Below are 21,696 nucleotides of genomic sequence, written 5' to 3' on the forward strand. Positions count from 1 at the left end.
CTGCCTCAGCCGCGGGCCGTCGGCTGCTGACCGCGCACCACCAGCTGGTCGAGCAGGGTCGCGGTGGCCGCCGCCACCGCGTCCACCGCGGCGTCGAAGGCCGCCGCGTTGTGGGCGGCGGGCGTCCGGAAGCCCGAGATCTTCCGGACGTACTGCAACGCCGCCGCGCGCACGTCCTCCTCGGTCACCACCGGGACGTACGGCTCACGCAACGTCTTGATGCTCCGGCACACGGCTCCTCCTCGTTCGGTCCGACCAGCTCGGCCCGGATACGCTGTCCGGGTCATGACTACCGCAGCCGCGGGCAGCCCGCGTACCTATCAGGTGCGCACGTACGGCTGCCAGATGAACGTGCACGACTCCGAGCGCATCTCCGGCCTGCTCGAACAGGCCGGCTACGTGCGCGCCGCCGAGGCCGACGATAACCCCGACGTGGTGGTCTTCAACACCTGCGCCGTCCGGGAGAACGCCGACAACCGGCTCTACGGCAACCTGGGCCATCTGCGCCCCGTGAAGGACAAGCACCCCGGGATGCAGATCGCCGTCGGCGGCTGCCTGGCCCAGAAGGACCGCGGCGAGATCGTCCGCAAGGCCCCCTGGGTGGACGTGGTCTTCGGCACCCACAACATCGGCTCGCTGCCGGTGCTGCTGGAGCGGGCCCGGCACAACGCCGCCGCCGAGGTGGAGATCCTCGAATCCCTCGACGTGTTCCCCTCCACGCTGCCGACCCGGCGCGAGTCGACGTACGCCGGTTGGGTGTCGATCTCGGTGGGCTGCAACAACACCTGCACGTTCTGCATCGTGCCCTCCCTGCGCGGCAAGGAGAAGGACCGCCGCCCCGGCGACATCCTCTCCGAGGTGCGCGCCCTGGTCGACGAGGGCGTGCTCGAGGTGACCCTGCTCGGGCAGAACGTCAACTCCTACGGCGTCGAGTTCGGTGACCGGTACGCCTTCGGGAAGCTGCTGCGCGCCTGCGGCGACATCGACGGGCTGGAGCGGGTCCGGTTCACCAGCCCGCACCCGAAGGACTTCACCGACGACGTGATCGCCGCGATGGCCGAGACGCCCAACGTCTGCCACTCGCTGCACATGCCGTTGCAGTCCGGCTCCGACGACGTGCTGCGGGCGATGCGCCGGTCCTACCGCTCCGAGAAGTACCTGGGGATCATCTCCAAGGTCCGGGCGGCGATGCCGGACGCGGCGATCACCACCGACATCATCGTCGGCTTCCCTGGTGAGACCGACGCCGACTTCGAGCGCACCCTCGACGTGGTCCGGGAGGCGCGGTTCTCCGCGGCGTTCACCTTCCAGTACTCCAAGCGCCCCGGCACCCCCGCCGCCACCATGGACGGCCAGCTGCCCAAGCAGGTCGTGCAGGAGCGCTACGAGCGGCTGATCGCCTGCGTCGAGGAGATCACCTGGGCGGAGAACAAGCGCCTGGTCGGCGAGACCGTCGAGGTGCTGGTCGCCGTCGGCGAGGGCCGCAAGGACGAGCGCACCGGCCGGATGTCCGGCCGGGCCCGCGACGGCCGCCTGGTCCACTTCGACGCGGGCTCGCTGGCCGGGCAGATCCGCCCCGGCGACATCGTGCACACCACCGTCACGTACGCCGCCCCGCACCACCTCAACGCCGACGGCGAACCGCTGTCGCACCGGCGTACCCGGGCCGGCGACGCCGCGGCGGCGGGGCGCTCGCCGCGTACCCCCGGGGTGCTCCTCGGCCTGCCCACGATCGGCGCGCCGGCCGCGGCGCCCGCGCCGACCACCGGCTGCGCCGCGCACTGACCGACCGTCGACGGCCGGGACCTCCGCACGGAGGCCCCGGCCGTCGTGCCGTCCGGCCCGACGCGGGCCGGGACCCGGACACCTCTGCTCAGCAGGGGGATGGGGTGGGTGTGCGGGAGCCCCGGTCCCATTGAGGGACCGGGGCTCCCGGAACGCTACGGCGTCAGCCGGCCTGCTCGGCGAGCTGGAGGAACTGCCGCTTGGAGGCGAGCGCCTGCTCGGCCTCCTTGACCCGGCGGGCGTCCCCGGCGGCCTGCGCCCGGGCCAGCCGCTCCTCGGCCTCGGCAACCTGCGCGCGCATCTGCGCCAGCAGCGGGTTGTCCTCCTTAGTGGTGCGCCGCCACGCGGAGTCCATCACCTCGCGGACCTTGTCGTCGATGGCGCGCAGCCGGCGCTCCAGCCCGGCGGCGGCCTCCCGCGGCACCCGACCGGCCTCGTGCCACTGCGCCTGGATCTCGCGCAGCTTCGCCTGGGCGCCCTTCGGGTCGCCCTCGACGTCGAGCGCCTCGGCCTCGGCGAGCAGGGCCTGCTTGCGCTCCAGGTTGGCGCGCTGCTCGTTGTCCCGGGCGGAGAAGACCTCGCTGCGCCGGGTGAAGAAGTCGTCCTGCGCGGCCCGGAACCGTTCCCAGAGCTTCTGCTCGGCCTCCTTGGACGCCCGCGGCGCGGCCTTCCACTGGGTCATCAGGTCCTTGAGCTGGTTGGCGGTGACCGCCCAGTCGGTGGACTCCTTCAGCTTCTCGGCCTCGGCGACCAGCTCCTCCTTGACCGTCTGCGCCTGCTTGCGCTGCTGGTCGAGGGAGGCGAAGTGGGCGCCCCGCCGGCGGGTGAAGCCGTCCCGGGCGGCGGCGAACCGCTTCCACAGCTCACCGTCGGTCTTCTTGTCGACGCCGCGGATGGTCTTCCACTCGTCGAGGATCTCCTTGAGTCGGTCCCCGGCGGTCTTCCAGCCGGTCGACTCGGCGGCCAGCTTCTCGGCCTCCTCGACCAGGGCCGTCTTGCGCGCGAGCGCCTCGACCCGGGCGGCGTCCCGGGCGGCCTTCGCCTCGCCGGCCTTCGCCTCGGCCACCTCGGCGAGCTTGTCGAGCCGGGCGGCCAGCGCGTCGATGTCACCGACGACGTGCGCCTCGGCCAGCCCGGCGCGGATGCGCCGGATGGTGCTCAGCGACCCGCCGGCGTCGGCCGCGCCCGAGTTGAGCCGCGCCTCGGTCAGGTCCACCTCGGTCACCAGGTCGGCGAAACGCCGGGCGAAGTGGGCCAGCCCTTCCTCCGGGGCCCCCGCCTGCCAGGATCCGACCACCCGCTCGCCCTCGGCGGTCTTGACGTACACGGTGCCGTCCGCGTCCACCCGTCCGAAGGCAGTCCAGTCGCTCATGTGCCCATCCTCGTTCTCCCGGCGTCGACGGGAAGGTCCCCGCGATCGCCGCCACGGCGCAGCAAAGTTACTCCCGGCATTGTCACAGGTCCGACCCCGTCCGCGTCGAGCGCCTGTCGTCGACCGTGACCATACGGTGTCCTAGCTCCCGGATGACCGGATCGGCGCCGGGACGCACCGGGGAACCCCGCTACGGTGAGGGCGTGTCTCTGGTCGCCGCCGCCGTCTGCCCCCACCCGCCGCTGATCGTTCCCGAGCTGGCCGGCGCCGCTGCGCCGGAGCTGGACGACCTGCGTACCGCCGCCGACGCGGCAGTGTCCCGGCTGCTGGGCGCCCGGCCGGACTGCCTGGTGGTGCTGGGCACCGGCGCGGTGACGGGCTGGATCATCCCGCCCGCCACCGGGTCGTTCCGCCCGTGGGGCCTCGACCTGACCGTCCCGCTGGTGCCGGCGCTGCCCGACGAGGGGAAGCGGCTTCCGCTGAGCGTCACCGTCGGCGCGTGGTTGCTCGGCCGGCAACCGGTGGGCGCGCGGGCGGGTGTGCGGGTGGTCGGCGCCCAGGTGAGCGCGGAGGCGACCCCGGCGGAGCTGGCCCGGCTGGCCGGCCAGGTGCACGAGTACCGGCCCCGGGTGGCGCTGCTGGTGATGGGGGACGGGTCGGCGTGCCGGGGCCCGAAGTCGCCCGGCTACGACGACCCGCGCGCCGAGGCGTACGACGACGGGGTGGCCCGGGCCCTGGCCGACGCGGACGCCGACGCCCTGCTCGGCCTGGACCCGGCCCGGTCGGCGGAGCTGAAGGCCGCTGGGCGGGCGCCGTGGCAGGTGCTGGCCGGCGCGGTCCGCACGGCCGGCGGCGGCTGGCGCGGCGAGCTGCGCCACCACTCGGCCCCCTACGGCGTTGCCTACTTCGTGGCGTCGTGGGAGCCGGCATGACCGTCGTCGCGGTGGTCGGGCCAACCGCCGCCGGCAAGTCGGCGCTGAGCATCGCCCTCGCCCACGCCCTCGACGGCGAGGTGGTCAACGCGGACTCGATGCAGCTCTACCGGGGCATGGACATCGGCACCGCGAAGTTGACCCCGGCCGAGCGGGAGGGCGTGCCGCACCACCTGCTCGACATCTGGCCGGTGACCGAGCCGGCCAGCGTCGCCGAGTACCAGCGGCTGGCCCGGGCGGCGGTCGACGACATCCTGGCCCGGGGCCGGGTGCCGCTGCTGGTGGGTGGCTCCGGGCTGTACGTGCGGGCGGTGCTGGAGCAGTTCGAGTTCCCCGGCACCGACCCCGCCGTACGGGAACGGCTGGAGGCGGAGTTGGCCGCGGCCGGCCCCGCCCCGCTGCACGCCCGGCTCGCCCAGGCCGACCCGGTCGCGGCGGCCGGCATCCTGCCCGGCAACGGCCGGCGGATCGTCCGCGCCCTGGAGGTGATCGAGCTGACCGGTGCGCCGTTCACCGCCTCACTGCCCGAGCCGAGGCCGTACTACCCGGCCGTGCAGGTCGGCGTCGACCTGGACACCGCGCTGCTCGATGAGCGGATCGCGCTGCGGGTGGACCGGATGTGGGCCGACGGCCTGGTCGCCGAGACCCGGGAGTTGGTCGGGCACGGCCTGCCCGAGGGCCGGACGGCCAGCCGGGCGCTCGGCTACCAGCAGGTGCTGCGCTTCCTCGCGGGGGAGCTGACCGAGGCCGAGGCGCACGACGAGACGATCCGGGCCACCCGGCGCTTCGTCCGGCGGCAGCGGTCCTGGTTCCGGCGCGATCCGCGGGTGCACTGGCTGGACTCGGCATCGCCGGAGCTGGTCGAGACTGCGCTGCGACTGGTCGCCGACCATCGGGGATGATGGGACCGTGGAGTTCACCAAGGGCCACGGCACCGGCAACGACTTCGTCATCCTGCCCGACCCGGACGGCGCGCTCGACCTGACGCCCGAGCTGGTCGCGGCGCTCTGCGACCGGCGCCGGGGCGTCGGCGGGGACGGCGTGCTGCGGGTGGTGCGGGCGGCCAAGCACCCCGACGGGGCCGCCCTCGCCGGCGAGGCCGAGTGGTTCATGGACTACTGGAACGCCGACGGCTCGGTCGCCGAGATGTGCGGCAACGGCGCCCGGGTCTTCGTCCGCTACCTGCTGGCGACCGGGCTGGCCGCGCCGTCCGGCGCGGCGCTGCCGGTGGCCACCCGGGCCGGCGTGGTGCGGGCGCGGGTGGCGGGCGAGGCCATCGCCGTGGAGATGCGCCGCCCCCGGCTGTACGCCAGCGCCACCGCCACCCTGGGCGGGCTCACCCTGCCCGGCGCGGCGGTGGACGTCGGCAACCCGCACCTGGTCTGCGCGCTGCCCGCCGGGCTGGAGCTGACCTCGCTGGACCTGACCCGGGCCCCGGATTTCGACGCGGCGGTCTTCCCGGCCGGGGTGAACGTCGAGTTCACCGCCCCCGGCGACCCCGTGCCGGGCACCGACGGGCACGTGCTGATGCGGGTGTACGAGCGGGGCTCGGCCGAGACGCTCTCCTGCGGCACGGGTGCCTGCGCGGTGGCGGCGGTCGCCCTGCGCGACGCCGGGCGGGACACCGGCACGGTCACCGTCGACGTTCCGGGCGGACGCCTCACGGTTCGGATGACCGACGACTCGTGCTGGTTGTCCGGCCCGGCGGTCCTGGTCGCCGCCGGCGAGCTGACCCCGAGCGACCTGCTGACCTGAGCCGGCCGTCCCGGTCGACGCGTCGCGGGGGCCGGTTCGGGTGCGTTTCTGGTCGCCAGCGCGACGAGAAACGCACCCGGAGCCGGTCAGGGGGTGGCGCTGGCGTTGGCGGCGATCTCCGGCAGGTCGGCCGGGCCGGGGTCGGCGGCCGGGGCCGGGGTGGTCTTCGGGTTCTGGGCGGCGGCGCGGACGGCGGCGGCGACCGCCGGGGCCACCCGGGAGTCGAAGACGCTCGGCACGATCACCGTCGGGTTGATCTTTTCCTCGCCCACCACGTCCGCGATGGCGCGGGCCGCGGCGATCGCCATCTCCTCGGTGAACTCCTCGGCGTGCGCGTCCAGCATGCCCCGGAAGACGCCCGGGAAGGCGAGCACGTTGTTGATCTGGTTCGGCTGGTCGGAGCGGCCGGTGGCGACCACCGCGGCGTGCTTGCGCGCCTCCCGCGGGTCCACCTCCGGGTCCGGGTTGGCCAGCGCGAAGACGATCGAGTCCTTGGCCATGGTGGCGATGTCGTCGCCGGTGAGCAGGTTCGGCGCGCTGACCCCGATGAAGACGTCCGCGCCGGCGATCGCGCCGGGCAGGTCGCCGGCGTAGTTCTCCTTGTTGGTGTGCTCCGCCAGCCACTGCCAGGCCGGGTTGAGGTCGGGCAGCCCGCGGTGCAGGGCGCCCTGCCGGTCGTACGCGATGATGTCGCCCACGCCCTGGCGCAGCAGCAGCTTCATGATCGCGGTGCCGGCCGCGCCGGCGCCGGAGACCACGACCCGGACGTCCGCGAGCCGCTTGCCCACCACGCGCAGCGCGTTGGTCAGCGCGGCCAGCACGCAGATCGCGGTGCCGTGCTGGTCGTCGTGGAAGACCGGGATGTCCAGCAGTTCGCGCAGCCGCGCCTCGATCTCGAAGCAGCGCGGCGCGGCGATGTCCTCCAGGTTGATCCCGCCGTACGCGGGCGCGATCGCCTTGACGATCGCGACGATCTCGTCGGTGTCCTGGGTGTCGAGCACCACCGGCCAGGCGTCCACCCCGCCGAAGCGCTTGAACAGCGCCGCCTTGCCCTCCATCACCGGCAGCGACGCGGCCGGCCCGAGGTTGCCCAGGCCGAGCACGGCCGAGCCGTCGCTGACCACGGCCACCGTGTTGCGCTTGATGGTCAGCCGACGGGCGTCGGCCGGGTTCTCGGCGATGGCCATGCAGACCCGGGCCACCCCCGGGGTGTACGCGCGGGACAGCTCGTCGCGGTTCCGCAGCGCGACCTTCGAGCTGACCTCGATCTTGCCGCCGAGGTGCAGCAGGAAGGTCCGGTCGGAGACCTTGCGGACGTCCACGCCGTCCAGGGCGGTGAGCGCGTCGACCACCTGGTCGGCGTGGCTGGCGTCGGCGGTGTCGCAGGTGAGGTCGACGATCACGCTGGTCGGATCGGAGTCGACCACGTCCAGCGCGGTGACGATCGCGCCGGCCTCGCCCACCGCGGTGGTCAGCCGGCCGATGGAGGAGGCGTCCGCGGTCACCGCGATCCGGATCGTGATCGAGAATCCCGCACTAGGAAGTCGGGTGATGGCCACGGATAATCCCTCCGTCAACACTGAGCGGTTCGCCCCGCATTTCTACCCGCCCGCCCAGGTCGCCCGGCATCCGGCCCCGTTATTCGGGGCGTACGCCACGGGCATATAGCAGGTGCGTTGGGCGTTGACACATGTCAGGATTGCTCGGTACAGGACCGATTCCCTCGGTACCTGACAAAACGGACAGGAGACGCGGTTTGCGAGACCAGGAGACCTACGTTCCCTTCGAGGACGACGAGCTCGAGGCAACCACCGGTGAGTTCGAGCTGTCGGAGCGGCAGGCGTTGCGGCGGGTCCCCGGCCTCTCGACCGAGCTCACCGACATCACCGAGGTCGAGTACCGCCAGCTGCGGCTGGAGCGGGTCGTCCTGGTGGGGGTCTGGACCGAGGGCACCCAGGACGACGCCGAGAACAGCCTCACCGAGCTGGCGGCGCTGGCCGAGACGGCCGGCTCGCAGGTGCTCGAGGGGCTGATCCAGCGACGCAACCGGCCGGACCCGGCCACCTACGTCGGCCGGGGCAAGGTCGAGGACCTGGGCGCGATGGTGCTCGCCACCGGCGCCGACACGGTGATCTGCGACGGTGAACTCTCCCCGTCTCAGCTGCGCAACCTGGAGCAGCGCACCAAGGTCAAGGTGGTCGACCGGACCGCGCTGATCCTCGACATCTTTGCCCAGCACGCCAAGAGCGCGGAAGGTAAGGCGCAGGTCGAGCTGGCCCAGCTCGAATACCTGCTCCCGCGGCTGCGCGGTTGGGGCGAGACGCTCTCCCGGCAGACCGGTGGTAGCGGTCGCGGCGGCGGCGCCGGCGGCGGCGTGGGCCTGCGCGGTCCCGGTGAGACCAAGCTGGAGACCGACCGGCGCCGGATCCGGCACCGCATCGCGCGGCTGCGCCGCGAGATCAAGGGCATGAAGACGGTACGCCAGACCAAGCGCGCCCGCCGTTCCCGCAACGCGGTCCCCGCGGTGGCTATCGCCGGCTACACCAACGCCGGCAAGTCCAGCCTGCTCAACCGGCTGACCGGCGCGGGGGTGCTGGTGGAGAACGCGCTCTTCGCCACGCTGGACCCGACCACCCGCAAGGCCACCACCTCCGACGGGCGGCTCTACACCCTGTCGGACACGGTCGGCTTCGTCCGGCACCTGCCGCACCAGATCGTCGAGGCGTTCCGCTCGACGCTCGAGGAGGTCGGCGACTCCGACCTGGTGGTGCACGTGGTGGATGGCACCCACCCGGACCCGGAGGAGCAGGTTCGGGCGGTCCGCGAGGTGCTCGCCGAGGTGGGCGCGGACCGGCTGCCGGAGCTGGTGGTGGTCAACAAGGTCGACGCGGCCGACGAGGAGACGCTGCTGCGGCTCAAGCGGCTCTGGCCCGACGCGGTCTTCGTCTCCGCGCGCAGCGGGCGCGGGGTCGACGGGCTGCGCGAGGCGATCGAGGAGCGGCTGCCCCGCCCGGCGGTGGAGGTGCACGCGGTGCTCCCGTACGACCGCGGTGACCTGGTGGCCCGGCTGCACCGGCAGGGCGAGGTGCTGAGCACCTCTCACCTCCCGGAGGGGACGCTGCTGCACGTGCGGGTGGGCGAGGCGCTCGCCGCCGAGCTGGCCCCGTTCCGCGCGGGTGACCGGCTCACCGCGGAGGAGCGGGTGGGCGTCGGCCGCTGAGGCGTCCGGCGTAACACCCCCGACCAACGGGACGTGCGACACTGGGCTCCATGCGGCACGTTCTCTCCTCGGTCACGGTTGCGCTCGGTCTGCTGGGCGCAACCGTGGCGCCTGCCGGGGTCGCCCTGGCGGGTCCCGCCGCGGCCCCCGTGCAGGCCGCGGCCCCCGGCAAGAAGAAGTGCACCATCGACGACGAGCGGCTGCGCGAGCTGTCCGGCCTGGTCGCCACCAGGACGGGCTACGTCGTGATCAACGACGGCACCGACATCCCGAGCCGCAAGCGGGTCTTCTACCTCGACACCAAGTGCGAGATCTCGAAGGAGCCGGTCCAGTACTCGGGTGCCGGGCCTCTCGACACCGAGGACCTCGCGCTCTCGCCGGACCGCAAGGCCCTCTGGATCGCGGACACCGGGGACAACATCACCAGCAAGACCCGCCGGGAGCGGGTCGCGGTCTGGACCATGCCGGTCGGCGGGTCGAAGCAGCCGGTGCTGCACCGGCTGGCGTACCCGGAGAAGAAGCCGCACGACGCCGAGGCGCTGCTCATCGGCAACGATGGCAAGCCACTGATCATCACCAAGGAACTCTCCGGCAAGTCGGAGATCTTCACCCCGACGGCCGCGCTGAAGGCGTCCGGTGACACCGAGGCCGTGCCGATGCGCAAGGTCGGCGAGGTCACGCTTCCCAAGACCACCACGGACAACAAGTTGGGCGCGACCGGCCGGCTCCTGGTCACCGGCGCGGCCCGGTCGCCCGACGGCACGAAGGTGGTCCTGCGGACGTACGCGGACGCCTTCGAGTTCACCGTGACCGGCGGTGACATCGTCGGCGCGCTGACCAAGGGCACGCCGCGGGTCACCCCGCTGACCGACCCGTTCGGCGAGGCGATCTCCTACACCGCGGACGGCAAGTCCTTCGTCACGGTCTCCGACGGTGGTCAGCTGGCCCCGGAGGACCCGATCGAGATCCTCAGCTACGTCCCGTCGACCAAGGGCGTCGAAGCGTTGCCCGCCGCCGGCGAGGTGGCCAAGCCGGCCGCGGAGAAGTCCTGGGTCGAGGGGCTGACCCTGGACGAGATCACGTACCTGATCGCGGCCGTCGGTGCGCTGGGCGCCCTGCTGGTCGGTGCCGGCATCTTCGGCATCCTCCGGTCCCGGCGTCGGCCCGCGCCGGACGCGGACGGACCGGATCGGGACGAACCGCCGCACGGTGGCTTCGACGCCCCCGCCGCCGAGGGCGGGTTGCGCGGTGGCGTGTACGGCGGCGGGCCGGCCAGCGGCGGCTTCGGCGGCGGTCCGGTGAACGGCGCGCCTGGGCGTCCCGGCGCGCCCGCCGGTGGCGGCGTGTACGGCGGTGGCCGTCCCCAGGGCGGCGGTCGTCCGCAGGGCGGGGTCTACGGCGGCGGTGGCGGTCGCCCGCAGGGCGGCGGAGTCTACGGCGGTGGTGGCGCACCGGGCGGCGCCCCGCACGGCGGCGCGTACGGCGGTGGCCGTGCCGAGCCGCCCCGGCGCGAGCCGGACTACCGGGAGCCGCGCGGCGGCCGACGCAGCGGTTACGACGACGGGCGGGGCCAGTACGGGCAGGTCTCCGGCGGCCGCGAGTACCGGGGCGACCGTTACTGACCGCACCACCCACCGGGTGACCGCCGCGCGGCGGTCACCCGGGCCAGGTGTCAGCTCCGGCGCCGCGCTCAGATCCGGCGCAGCACGGCCACGACGCGACCCATGATGGTGGCGTCGTCACCGGGGATCGGATCGAAGGCCGGGTTCTGCGGCATCAGCCAGACGTGCCCGTCGCGACGCCGGTAGGTCTTCACGGTCGCCTCGCCGTCGAGCATGGCGGCCACGATGTCGCCGGCCTCGGCGGTCGGCTGCTGCCGGACCACCACCCAGTCGCCGTCGCAGATCGCCGCGTCGAGCATCGAGTCGCCCTTGACCTGGAGCATGAAGACCTCGCCCTCACCGACCAGCTCGCGGGGCAGCGGGAAGATGTCCTCCACCGCCTGCTCGGCGAGGATCGGGCCACCGGCGGCGATCCGGCCCAGCATCGGCACGTACGCCGGGGTGGGCCGCTGCGCGCGGCTCAGCTCGTCGTCGGCGTCGGCGGGGGCGCGGACGTCGACCGCCCGGGGGCGGTTCGGGTCGCGGCGCAGGAAGCCCTTCTTCTCCAGCTCCTTGAGCTGGTAGGCGACGCTGGACGGGGAGACCAGGCCGACCGCCTCGCCGATCTCGCGCACGCTCGGCGGATAGCCGTGGCGCTCCACCCAGGTGCGGATGAACTCCAGGATCCGGCGCTGCCGGGCGGTCAGGTCGATGGTGGTGGGGTCGGGAAAGCTGCTGACCACCTGGGTGACCGGGCGCACGGCGGGCTGGCCCGTCCGGCTGCGCGCGGCGCGGGGCCGTCGGGTCGCCGGCGGACCCGCCCCGTCGATCGGCTGCGGGTTCTTCTGCCGGCTGGCCCGGTCCTCGGTCACGTCCGTCCCTCCCTGGTCGGCGCTGGGTGCCTTGGCGGCTCGTGGTGCGCGCGGATGGTGGTGCTGCCGACCGGTCGCGGCGACACGCCGTGCCCGGTCGTTGTTGACCGTATAGGTGAGATCGGCCATTTTCAAACATCTGTACGACGTCTTGTCGGCGTGTCGGAGCAGTTTCCTAGATTTCCGAACGCCTGTTCTGATAAATGATACGTCGACTTCGAACGCGTGTTCGATGAAGCGGTGGTGCGTGACCGTGGCCGGTGTTGGCCGTTGGGACCCTCGGCGGCCCACGGGTGAGGTGGGGTGGGTGAGTGATGCTGATGACGCGCCGGACACGCCGGCCAACTTGACCTCGCTTGGGCGACGACATACGGTCGACCCCTAGATGTAGTAGTCACACGGGCGTAAGTTGCCTACAGGTTGGGTTCGGCTACCGACCGCACTCCCGTACCGCCGACCCGGCGGCGGCCATCGAACGATGGGCGTCGTCGTGCCGACGCGTGCCCGGACGTGCGTCGGTGCGGCCCCACGATCGACGAAGGAGGTCGGGCGAATGCGGTGTCCGTACTGCCGGCACGCCGACTCCCGGGTCGTCGACTCGCGGGAGGCCGACGACGGCCAGCTCATCCGGCGGCGGCGGTCCTGCCCGGAGTGCGGCAAGCGGTTCACCACCGTCGAGGAGGCGGTGCTCGCGGTGGTCAAGCGCAGCGGGGTGACCGAGCCGTTCAGCCGCACGAAGATCATCGGCGGGGTGCGCAAGGCGTGCCAGGGCCGGCCGGTCGACGACGACTCGATCGCGCTGCTGGCGCAGAAGGTCGAGGAGACCGTCCGGGCCAAGGGGGCCGCCGAGATCCCGAGCAACGAAGTGGGGCTGGCCATCCTGGGGCCGCTGCGCGACCTCGACGAGGTGGCGTACATGCGGTTCGCCAGCGTCTACCGGTCCTTCGACTCGCTCGCCGACTTCGAGCGCGAGATCGAGACGCTGCGCGCCGCCGCACGGGCCCGGGAGGGCGCCGGGGCCGACGCGGTGGAGGCCGCCGGCCGTACCAGTTGAGTTTTCGGATTTCTGACAGTGACGAACGCGCGGCGGGTGGCCGCGCAGACGAGGGGGCGGATGAGATGGCGGGGGACGGCGTGACAGCAAGCAAGTCGCGGACCCGGGCCGGCGCGACGGCCGGGCTCAAGCTCGAGCGGGTGTGGACGACCGAGGGGGTCCACCCGTACGACGAGGTGGCGTGGGAGCGCCGCGACGTCGTGATGACGAACTGGCGGGACGGCTCGATCAACTTCGAGCAGCGCGGGGTGGAGTTCCCCGAGTCCTGGAGCGTCAACGCGGCCAACATCGTGACCACCAAGTACTTCCGGGGCGCGGTGGGGACCCCGGAGCGGGAGTGGTCGCTCAAGCAGCTCATCGACCGGGTGGTCACCAGCTACCGCAAGGCCGGCGAGGAGCACGGCTACTTCGCCACCCCGGCCGACGCGGAGATCTTCGCGCATGAGCTGACCTGGATGCTGCTGCACCAGGTGTTCAGCTTCAACTCGCCGGTCTGGTTCAACGTGGGCACGCCGTCGCCGCAGCAGGTCAGCGCCTGCTTCATCCTGAGCGTCGACGACTCCATGGACTCGATCCTGGACTGGTACAAGGAGGAGGGGCTGATCTTCAAGGGCGGCTCCGGCTCCGGCGTCAACCTGTCCCGGATCCGCTCCTCCCGCGAGCTGCTCTCCTCCGGCGGCAACGCCTCCGGCCCGGTCAGCTTCATGCGCGGCGCGGACGCCTCCGCCGGCACCATCAAGTCCGGTGGCGCCACCCGGCGCGCGGCCAAGATGGTCATCCTCGACGTGGACCACCCGGACATCCAGGAGTTCGTGGTCACCAAGGCGCGCGAGGAGGACAAGATCCGCGCGCTGCGGGACGCCGGGTTCGACATGGACCTGGGCGGCGCCGACATCGTCAGCGTGCAGTACCAGAACGCCAACAACTCGGTCCGGGTCTCCGACGAGTTCATGACGGCGGTGGAGAACGACGGCGGGTTCGACCTGCGCGGCCGGCTCGACGGGCAGACCATCGAGACGATCGACGCCAAGAAGCTGTTCCGCGCCATCTCCCAGGCCGCCTGGGAGTGCGCCGACCCCGGCCTGCAGTACGACGACACCATCAACGACTGGCACACCTGCCCGGAGACCGGGCGGATCACCGCGTCGAACCCGTGCTCGGAGTACCTGCACCTGGACAACTCCTCGTGCAATCTGGCCTCGCTGAACCTGATGAAGTTCCTCCGCGCCGACGGTGGCTTCGAGGTGGAGAAGTTCGTCAAGTCGGTCGAGTTCGTCATCACCGCGATGGACATCTCGATCTGCTTCGCCGACTTCCCGACCGAGAAGATCGGCGAGACCAGCCGCGCCTACCGGCAGCTCGGCATCGGCTACGCCAACCTCGGTGCCCTGCTGATGGCGTCGGGCCTGCCGTACGACTCGGAGCAGGGCCGTTCGGTCGCCGCGGCGATCACCTCGCTGATGACCGGCACCGCGTACCGTCGCTCGGCCGAGCTGGCCGGCGTCGTCGGTCCGTACGACGGCTACGCCCGCAACGCGGAGCCGCACAAGCGGGTCATGCGCAAGCACGCGGCCGCCAACGACGAGATCAAGCCGGCCGGCACCGTGGCCACCGCCATCGTCCGTGAGGCGACCAAGCAGTGGACCCAGGGCAACAAGATCGGTGACAAGTTCGGCTGGCGCAACTCGCAGGCCAGCGTCCTCGCGCCGACCGGCACCATCGGCTTCATGATGGACTGCGACACCACCGGCGTGGAGCCGGACCTGGCGCTGGTCAAGTTCAAGAAGCTGGTTGGCGGCGGCTCGATGCAGATCGTCAACCAGACCGTTCCGCGCGCCCTGCGCAGCCTCGGCTACCCCGAGGAGCAGGTCGAGGCGATCGTCGAGCACATCGCCGACCACGGCCACGTGGTGGACGCCCCCGGGCTCAAGCCGGAGCACTACCCGGTCTTCGACTGCGCGATGGGCGAGCGGACCATCGCGCCGATGGGTCACGTGCGGATGATGGCGGCGATCCAGCCGTTCGTCTCCGGCGCCATCTCCAAGACGGTCAACATGCCGGAGGCGGCCACCGTCGAGGACGTCGAGAAGATCTACTTCGAGGGCTGGAAGCTCGGCCTCAAGGCGCTGGCGATCTACCGGGACAACTGCAAGGTCGGCCAGCCGCTCTCGGTGGCCAAGTCCAACAAGGCCACCGAGCCGGCGGCCGTCGAGGCCGCCCCGGCCGCGCCGGTGGTGGAGAAGGTCATCGAGTACCGGCCGGTGCGCAAGCGGCTGCCGAAGAAGCGCCCGTCGGAGACGGTCTCCTTCTCCGTCGGCGGTGCCGAGGGCTACCTCACCGCGTCGTCGTACCCGGACGACGGCCTCGGCGAGGTCTTCCTCAAGATGTCGAAGCAGGGCTCGACCCTGGCCGGCGTGATGGACGCCTTCTCGGTGGCCATCTCCATCGGTCTCCAGTACGGCGTCCCGCTGGAGACGTACGTCAGCAAGTTCACCAACATGCGCTTCGAGCCGGCCGGCATGACCGACGACCCGGACGTGCGGATGGCGGCCTCGGTGATGGACTACATCTTCCGTCGCCTGGCCCTGGACTTCCTGCCGTACGAGCGCCGCGCGGAGCTGGGCATCTTCACCGCCAAGGAGCGGGCTGCCCAGCTGCGGGCCGAGGCGGAGGCGGAGGCGAGCGGTGCGGACCTCACCGCGATGGCCGCCTCCGCCCCGGTCGAAACGCCCGCCGCCGAGCCGAAGACCGGCCCGGTCGCCCAGCCGGCGCAGGAGGTGGCGGAGGTCGCCGCCGCCAAGCCGGCGCCGACCGTGGGTTCCAGCACCGAGCTGCTGGAGGCCGTGCTCGGCAAGGCCGCGGACGCGCCGCTCTGCTTCACCTGCGGTACGAAGATGCGGCCGGCCGGTAGCTGCTACGTCTGCGAGGGCTGCGGCTCCACCAGCGGCTGCAGCTGACCTACGCCGACAGCAGCGAGCCCCGGGCGTTCCTGCGCCCGGGGCTCGCTGCTGTGCTGGCGGCTGCCGTTACGTCGGCTGCCGCAGTCGCTTCACCGCATGAACGGAGGCAACGGCTTCCTTGCCGCCGCAGGTTGAACTGCGGTGTCTCGGCGGCCAGTCGTCGAACGTCCGGTCAGCGGTCCTCGTCGCCGTCCGTGGGGCGGGGCGGGCGGTTGTGTCGGGCCCATTCGTCCACCTCGTCGGCGTCCCAGATGGTTGTTCCGATCAGGCGGGCGATGGGCTCGGGGAAGCCGGGCCGGCGGGTGATCTGTAGAACCCGCTGCCGCGACACGCCGAACAGGGCGGCCAACTCGCCAGGCCCGTACAAGCGCGGTCGCTTCACAGCCTGAAGCTAGGCATGGTCGCCCCTTTACCTTCGTCACTTACAGATTGACAACCCGTAAGAGCGTGGTGTGTGGTGGAGCAAGGCGCCGCCCAGGTCAAGGTGCTCTCCGACTGGCGGGGGACCAGCGAACCGGGTAGCCACCTCGGAGGTTGAATGAACCAGCGCCACGCTCCCTTGAGACCCATCTGGATCTGCACGGGCTGCGCCCACCCCTGGCCCTGCGAGCAGGCCCGAGCCGAGCTGCCGGCGGAATACGCGGGGGACCGCAGAAACCTCGCCATCGACCTCGCTGACCTGCTGGGCGAGGCGACCAGGGACCTGAGCCGCCTGTACCCGAGCCCTCCCGACCCAGTGGAGCTGTACGGCCGCTTCCTTGGCTGGGTACGCCGTCTGAGGGTGGAACGGCCAGACGGCTGATCACCATGCGCCCGGCCTGGTCGTCCAGCCACTCCGACGAGCGACCCGATCCGCAGTCGATGGCTTCGGCGATGCGGGCGGTGAGATCTCGGCGCCGTTGTCCAGCAGGTCCAGCGCCGCCCGGTACGCGTCCGCCGTCTCCCGCTGCCGCCCGAACCGGCGCAGCAGGCCGGCCTTGATCGCCGGCAGGTAGCGGTAGCCGCCCCAGTCGGCGGCGAGCTGGCCGCGGCGGGCGATGGGATCATGAGGCATGACGGTCGCCGAGGTCTACACCAGGTTCGCCGCCCGGGAGGCGCACGGCGTGTCGCCCGCGTACGAGCGGCTGGCGCTGGCGGTCGCGCGGGACGACGAGCTGCACGCCCTGCTCCGCGGGCTCCCGCCCGCCAAGCGGCAGCCGAACCTGTTGTTCGCCGTCGTCCGGTTGCTCGGCGGCCCCGTCGAGGACCCGGCCGCGTTCCATGACTACGCGGTGGCGAACTGGCCGGCGATCGCGGCGGAGATGCGCAGCCGGGCCACGCAGACGAACGAGGCCGGGCGGTGTGCCGTACTGCTGCCGGTGCTCGCCGCGCTACCGCAGCCACTCGCGCTGCTGGAGGTCGGGGCGTCCGCCGGGCTGTGCCTCTACCCCGACCGGTACGCCTACCGCTACGGCGACCACCAGGTTGGTTCCGGGGAACCGGTCCTCGATTGCGTGGCGACCGGCGTGGCGCCGCCGACCCGTCTACCCGAGGTGGTGTGGCGGGCCGGGCTGGACCTGAACCCGCTCGACGTGACCGACCCCGCGGACCTGGCCTGGCTCGATGCCCTCATCTGGCCGGAGCACACGCACCGCCGGGCCCGACTGCGGGCCGCGGCGGCCGTCGCCGCGGCCGAGCCGCCGCTGCTGGTCCGCGGCGACCTGGTGGACGACCTGCCGGCGCTGGCCGCGCGGGCGCCGGCCGGCGCCACCCTGGTGGTGTTCCACACCTCCGTGCTCTACCAGGTCCCGGTGCCACGGCGGGAGGCCTTCGTCGAGGTGGTACGCGGTCTCCCAGGGCACTGGATCGCGAACGAGGCACCGGACGTGCTGCGCCACGACGCGCTGCCGGCCCCGCCGAGCGGGGCGTCGCACAACGTGCTCGCGCTGGACGGGGCGCCGCTCGCCTGGACCCGAGGGCACGGGCAGGCGCTCGGCTGGTTCGCGTGATGCGGGGGAGGGCTGCTTGCCCACCGCCGCCCGGACATGGTGCCTCCTAAAAGGACCTGCCCTGGTGGCGGTCTGACATCATGCCGGCATGGCCTGGCCACCGAAGCTGCCCCGGAAGTGGAATCCGGTCGTGGCGGTCGCGTTCAGCGCGCTCGTCGGCTGGGCCCTGCTCGTGGTGCTGATGAGCGACGCGTCGCTGGACCGGGCCGACAAGGCGGCCAGCGTCATCGGCATGCTGGTCGGCCTGGGCGCGCTCATGGTCGCGGTGGTCGAGCTGCCGAGGCGTGGTTCAGCCGGCGGCGGGACGGAGACCGAAGACCCGCGTCCGCCGTTGTTCAGGCGGCCCAGCGTGGTGGTGGCGCTGGCCACGATGGCCGTGGGCCTGCTCGTGGTCATCATCATCGGGCTCGCCGGTGGCGGCGGGTCGCCGGCGGCGGCCCCGACCACCCCCGTTCCCTCCGACACCGGCCTCGACGAGGCGGCGACGACCGGGCCGCCCGCGACGACCGGGACCACGGCGGCCCCGGCCGAGCCGTGCGCCTCCCAGGCCGCCGTCGCCGCGTCCCCGAGTCCGGGCCCGTCGGCCGAGCTGGTCCGCCACGACGGGACGCTCCTGCTGTCCAAGGGCTACTACGCCGACCTCGACTCGCTCTGCCCGGACTGGGACGTCACCGACGTGCTCGGGTCCAGACAGGACATCGGCAACGACGGCACCGGGCTGGTCCGCAGCCTCACCGCCGGCACCCAGATCGCCGTCGTGGAAAGCGACGCGCCGGCCACCTACGCGATGTGCTCGGCGAACACCGACTACGTCGCGGAGGCCCTGCGGTACGCGGATCTGCGGCCCGGATCCCGGTACTGCGTGCTGACCGACGCCGGCCGGCGCAGCCTGCTCACCGTCAAGCGGGTCCGCCGCAACGCCGTCCAGGTGCAGGTGCGGACGTGGGCGGAGAAGCGGCCCGGCGAGGAGACCAACTACGTGCCGTGGATCATCGGCGGCATCATCGTGCTGCTGCTGCTTGGTGGGGGAGCGAAGAAGGCCACCTCGGACGCGGCGTAGTCAGGCGTCGGTCGGGAAGTCGCGCATCCGGCGCAGCGGGGAGCAGACCACGAAGAGCGACGCGCTCCAGGTGCCGAGCACGCAGATCCACAGCGCCGGTCGCAGCCCCAGCTGGCTGCCGAGCGCGCCGCCGAGCAGCGCGCCGAGCGGGATCACCCCGAAACAGATCCACAGGAACGCGGCGTTGACCCGGCCGAGCAGCTCCGGCGGGGTGATCCGCTGCCGGTACGACATCGCCGCCACGTTGAACAGCACGGCGTTGGCGGAGAACGCGGCGAGGCCCACGCCGTAGAGCAGCACGCCCCATCCCGGCCGGGCCAGCGGCATCAGCGCGTAGAGCGGTCCGGGTGCGGCCATCGCCACCCAGATCACCCGGGCCGAGCCGATCCGGCGGGCCAGCCGGTTCGCCGTCGCCCCCGCCAGCAGCCCGCCGACGGCGCTGACCGAGAAGACGAGCCCGACCATCGGCGGCGAGGCGTGCAGCTCGCGCAGCATGAAGGTGACCTCGATCGAGCCGGTCGCCATCACGAAGAAGTTCGACGTGGTCGTACAGGCGAGGATCTTCAGCAGGATCGGCTGCCGGCGGACGAAGGCGAGCCCGCCGGTCAGGGCGGCGCGCAGCGGCACCCGGTCGGTGCCGGCCGCTCGCCCGGCCGGTGCCCCGCGGATCAGCAGCAGCGTCACCGCGCTGGCCGCGAAGGCGAGCGCGTTGCTCCAGAACGTCCGGGCCGCCCCGACCAGGCCGGCCAGCGCGCCGCCGAGGCTCGGCCCGATGAGCTCGGCGAAATCCTGGCTCATGGTGAGCTTCGCGTTGCCGTCCAGCAGGTGCTCGTCCGCCACCAGGCGGGGCAGCCAGCTCTTGTATGCCACGGTGAAGAACACGGTCAGCACCCCGCCGAGCCCCACGACGACGTACAGGAAGGGGAGGGTCAGCGCGCCGGCCAGCGCCGCCACCGGGACCGACAGCATCAGCGCCGCCCGTCCCAGGTCGCAGGCGATCATCAGCCGCCGCTGGTCGACCCGGTCGGCGACCATCCCGGCGGGCAGCGAGATGAGCAGGTACGGCAGCCAGGCCAGGAAGGTCAGCAGGGAGACCTGGAAGACGGTGGCGTCCAGGGTGGCCGCCGCCAGCAGCGGCACGGTCACACCGGAGATCCGGGTGCCGACCTCGCTGACCGTCTGGCCGCCCCAGAGCAGCAGGAAGTTCCGGCTGCGCCAGAGCGAGGGGCGGCGCAGGGGCGGCGCCTCCTGCGTCAGTTGCTGCGTCATTGCTCAAGCCGTCCGTCGGGGTGCGCGACCGGCTGGCCGCGCGCCCGGGCACCCTATCCGCGGCTCCCCGAGCCGGGCAGCCGATTTTCGGTTGGCCGGCCGCCACCGTGGCCGGTGATCATGCGGCCCGGTCCATGCCGGGGCGGCGGTGTGCGGACGCCGCCGCGCGCGTCGGCCCGCTAGGGTGTCCCGTCGTGACGGAACCGCACTGGATGATCGAGACCCGCGCCGCGTACGACACGGTCGCCGTCGACTACGCCCGGCTCATACCCGACGTGGAGGAGGGGACGCTGGACCGGGCGATGCTGGCCGCGTTCGCCGAGCAGGTCGGCGGAGCGGGTCCGGTGGTCGAGGTGGGCTGCGGCACCGGACGGATCACCGCCCACCTGCGCGACCTCGGACTGGACGTCTCCGGGATCGACCTGTCACCCGGCATGGTCGAGGTGGCCCGGCGGAACCACCCGGAGCTGCGCTTCGCGGTCGGCTCGATGACCGACCTGCCGCTGCCCGACGGCGCCCTCGCCGGTCTCGTCGCCTGGTATTCGATCATCCACGTGCCGCCGGCGCTGCTGCCCGGCGTGTTCGCCGAGTTCCACCGAGTGCTCGCCCCCGGTGGTCGGCTGCTGCTCGCCTTCAAGGCCGGCGACCGCCTGGTCCGGCTCGAGGAGGCGTACGGCCACACCGTCTCGTACGACGTGCACTGGCTGTCACCCGACCGGGTCGCCGAACAGCTCGCCGAGGCCGGGTTCGGGGTGCACGCCCGGCTGGACCGGGAGCGCGAGGGCCGGGACAAGGGGCCGCAGTCGCTGATGCTGGCGGTCCGGGCGGACAGGATCGACCGGTGAGCGTCGTCCTGTTCACCCTTGGCGGCACCATCGCGATGGCCGGGGCCGGGCCGACGGGCGTGGTCACCCGGCTGACCGGCGCCGAACTCGCCGCCGCCGTGCCCGGGCTGGCCGACCTCCCGCTTGACGTCCGGGACGTCCAGGCGGTGCCGAGCGCGGACCTGACGTACGCCCGGATCCTCGACCTGGTGGCGGTGGCCGGCGCGGCGGTGGCGGACGGGGCCACCGGGGTGGTGGTCACCCAGGGCACCGACACGCTGGAGGAGACCGTGTACCTGGCCGACCTGGTCTGGCCGCACGCCGCGCCGCTGGTCTTCACCGGCGCGATGCGCAACCCGACCCTGGCCGGCCCGGACGGCCCGGCGAACCTGCTCGCCGCCGTCCGGGTCGCCGCCGCGCCCGCCGCCCGCGACCTCGGCGTCCTGGTCGCCTTGAACGACGAGATCCACGCCGCCCGGTACGTCCGCAAGACCCACAGCACCAGTACGGCCACCTTCGCCTCGCCCAACGCCGGCCCGCTCGGTCACGTCATCGAGGGGAAGGTACGGCTGCTGACCCGGCCGGCGCGGCACGCCCCGCTGGCGTCGGTGGACCGGGACCGGCTGGCCGCCAACCGGGTGGCCCTGCACACGGTCACCCTCGACGACGACGTGGCGCTGCTTGACGGGCTGGCCCAGGGCCGGCAGGGGCTGGTGGTGGCGGGCTTCGGGGTCGGCCACGTGCCCCCGGCCTTCGCCCCGGCGCTCGGCGCGCTCGCCGACCGGATGCCGGTGGTGCTCACCTCGCGCACCGGCGCCGGGTCGGTGCTGCGCCACACGTACGGCGCGGTCGGCTCGGAGACCGACCTGCGGCGGCGCGGACTGGTCAACGGCGGGCTGCTCGACCCGTACAAGGCGAAGGTGCTGCTCCGGCTGCTGCTGGCCGGCGGCGCGGACCGCGCGGAGGTTGCCGCCGCCTTCGCCCGCCACGGCTGACCGGCGCGC

At 72.8% G+C, this 21,696-nt stretch carries 19 protein-coding genes; 12 read left to right on the forward strand and 7 right to left on the reverse strand.

Annotated features, from left to right (window positions below; all coding sequences use genetic code 11):
* Window positions 1-5: 5 nt before the first annotated feature.
* Window positions 6-233, reverse strand: coding sequence for a DUF2277 family protein (locus I8N68_RS07580; RefSeq protein WP_174530346.1), 228 nt, complete (start codon window positions 231-233; stop codon window positions 6-8).
* A gap of 52 nt (window positions 234-285) precedes the next feature.
* Between I8N68_RS07580 and miaB the strand changes: the two genes are divergently transcribed.
* Window positions 286-1,785: a tRNA (N6-isopentenyl adenosine(37)-C2)-methylthiotransferase MiaB gene (miaB, locus tag I8N68_RS07585; protein ID WP_200209136.1), complete on the forward strand. Its 1,500-nt coding sequence runs from the start codon at window positions 286-288 to the stop codon at window positions 1,783-1,785.
* Window positions 1,786-1,948: 163 nt separating this feature from the next.
* On the opposite strand, the gene I8N68_RS07590 is transcribed toward miaB, so the two are convergent.
* A complete protein-coding gene (locus I8N68_RS07590) occupies window positions 1,949-3,157 on the reverse strand; it encodes a DUF349 domain-containing protein (RefSeq protein ID WP_200209137.1) in 1,209 nt (402 codons plus the stop codon).
* Between the two features lie 152 nt (window positions 3,158-3,309).
* On the opposite strand from I8N68_RS07590, the gene I8N68_RS07595 reads away from it, so the two are divergent.
* From I8N68_RS07595 to dapF, 3 genes are read left to right on the forward strand one after another with little or no spacing between them, the layout of a single operon-like run.
* The gene (locus I8N68_RS07595) at window positions 3,310-4,089 is read left to right on the forward strand and encodes a class III extradiol dioxygenase subunit B-like domain-containing protein (protein ID WP_200209138.1); all 780 of its coding nucleotides are present in this window, start codon (window positions 3,310-3,312) and stop codon (window positions 4,087-4,089) included.
* Complete coding sequence (gene miaA, locus I8N68_RS07600; protein ID WP_200209139.1) at window positions 4,086-4,991, forward strand: tRNA (adenosine(37)-N6)-dimethylallyltransferase MiaA; 906 nt, start codon at window positions 4,086-4,088, stop codon at window positions 4,989-4,991. Before I8N68_RS07595 ends, miaA begins: the two co-directional genes overlap by 4 nt.
* 7 nt (window positions 4,992-4,998) lie before the next feature.
* Entirely contained in the window at window positions 4,999-5,844 is an 846-nt protein-coding gene (dapF, locus tag I8N68_RS07605) for a diaminopimelate epimerase (RefSeq protein WP_200209140.1), read from the forward strand.
* 86 nt (window positions 5,845-5,930) lie between these two features.
* Here the strand turns inward: dapF and I8N68_RS07610 are convergent, their stop codons facing one another.
* A complete protein-coding gene (locus I8N68_RS07610) occupies window positions 5,931-7,403 on the reverse strand; it encodes an NAD-dependent malic enzyme (protein ID WP_200209141.1) in 1,473 nt (490 codons plus the stop codon).
* Between the two features lie 197 nt (window positions 7,404-7,600).
* Here I8N68_RS07610 and hflX point away from each other — a divergent pair, with 197 nt between their 5' ends.
* Together hflX and I8N68_RS07620 are read left to right on the forward strand one after the other, a co-directional pair.
* Window positions 7,601-9,064: a GTPase HflX gene (gene hflX / locus I8N68_RS07615; protein WP_200209142.1), complete on the forward strand. Its 1,464-nt coding sequence runs from the start codon at window positions 7,601-7,603 to the stop codon at window positions 9,062-9,064.
* A 50-nt stretch (window positions 9,065-9,114) separates the two neighbouring features.
* Window positions 9,115-10,686, forward strand: a complete 1,572-nt coding sequence (locus I8N68_RS07620; RefSeq protein WP_200209143.1) for a hypothetical protein — start codon at window positions 9,115-9,117, stop codon at window positions 10,684-10,686.
* Between the two features lie 68 nt (window positions 10,687-10,754).
* Here I8N68_RS07620 and lexA read toward each other — a convergent pair whose 3' ends face one another.
* Window positions 10,755-11,537 carry a transcriptional repressor LexA gene (gene lexA, locus I8N68_RS07625; protein WP_200209144.1) on the reverse strand — a complete coding sequence of 261 codons (783 nt, stop codon included), beginning with the start codon at window positions 11,535-11,537 and terminating at the stop codon, window positions 10,755-10,757.
* A 553-nt stretch (window positions 11,538-12,090) separates the two neighbouring features.
* On the opposite strand from lexA, the gene nrdR reads away from it, so the two are divergent.
* Entirely contained in the window at window positions 12,091-12,591 is a 501-nt protein-coding gene (gene nrdR / locus I8N68_RS07630; protein WP_200209145.1) for a transcriptional regulator NrdR, read from the forward strand.
* A gap of 65 nt (window positions 12,592-12,656) precedes the next feature.
* Window positions 12,657-15,548 (forward strand): vitamin B12-dependent ribonucleotide reductase, encoded by a 2,892-nt coding sequence (locus I8N68_RS07635; RefSeq protein ID WP_200209146.1) that lies wholly within the window; start codon window positions 12,657-12,659, stop codon window positions 15,546-15,548.
* A 175-nt stretch (window positions 15,549-15,723) separates the two neighbouring features.
* Here I8N68_RS07635 and I8N68_RS07640 read toward each other — a convergent pair whose 3' ends face one another.
* Window positions 15,724-15,933 carry a helix-turn-helix transcriptional regulator gene (locus I8N68_RS07640; RefSeq protein ID WP_109805215.1) on the reverse strand — a complete coding sequence of 70 codons (210 nt, stop codon included), beginning with the start codon at window positions 15,931-15,933 and terminating at the stop codon, window positions 15,724-15,726.
* A gap of 420 nt (window positions 15,934-16,353) precedes the next feature.
* Window positions 16,354-16,605, reverse strand: coding sequence for a hypothetical protein (locus tag I8N68_RS07645; protein WP_200209147.1), 252 nt, complete (start codon window positions 16,603-16,605; stop codon window positions 16,354-16,356).
* Between I8N68_RS07645 and I8N68_RS07650 the strand changes: the two genes are divergently transcribed.
* Together I8N68_RS07650 and I8N68_RS07655 are read left to right on the forward strand one after the other, a co-directional pair.
* Window positions 16,604-17,539 carry a DUF2332 domain-containing protein gene (locus tag I8N68_RS07650; protein ID WP_200209148.1) on the forward strand — a complete coding sequence of 312 codons (936 nt, stop codon included), beginning with the start codon at window positions 16,604-16,606 and terminating at the stop codon, window positions 17,537-17,539. The two genes, I8N68_RS07645 and I8N68_RS07650, sit on opposite strands and share 2 nt — an antisense overlap.
* Before the next feature lie 88 nt (window positions 17,540-17,627).
* Complete coding sequence (locus tag I8N68_RS07655) at window positions 17,628-18,599, forward strand: hypothetical protein (protein ID WP_200209149.1); 972 nt, start codon at window positions 17,628-17,630, stop codon at window positions 18,597-18,599.
* Here the strand turns inward: I8N68_RS07655 and I8N68_RS07660 are convergent, their stop codons facing one another.
* Window positions 18,600-19,868 (reverse strand): MFS transporter, encoded by a 1,269-nt coding sequence (locus I8N68_RS07660; protein WP_200209150.1) that lies wholly within the window; start codon window positions 19,866-19,868, stop codon window positions 18,600-18,602.
* A 194-nt stretch (window positions 19,869-20,062) separates the two neighbouring features.
* Between I8N68_RS07660 and I8N68_RS07665 the strand changes: the two genes are divergently transcribed.
* Window positions 20,063-20,713 carry a class I SAM-dependent DNA methyltransferase gene (locus I8N68_RS07665; RefSeq protein ID WP_200209151.1) on the forward strand — a complete coding sequence of 217 codons (651 nt, stop codon included), beginning with the start codon at window positions 20,063-20,065 and terminating at the stop codon, window positions 20,711-20,713.
* A gap of 35 nt (window positions 20,714-20,748) precedes the next feature.
* Window positions 20,749-21,687, forward strand: a complete 939-nt coding sequence (locus I8N68_RS07670; protein ID WP_200209304.1) for an asparaginase — start codon at window positions 20,749-20,751, stop codon at window positions 21,685-21,687.
* The last annotated feature ends 9 nt before the right edge of the window (window positions 21,688-21,696 follow it).

The organism is Micromonospora coerulea, assembly GCF_016598485.1.
GTDB classification, from domain to species: Bacteria; Actinomycetota; Actinomycetes; order Mycobacteriales; family Micromonosporaceae; genus Micromonospora; species Micromonospora coerulea.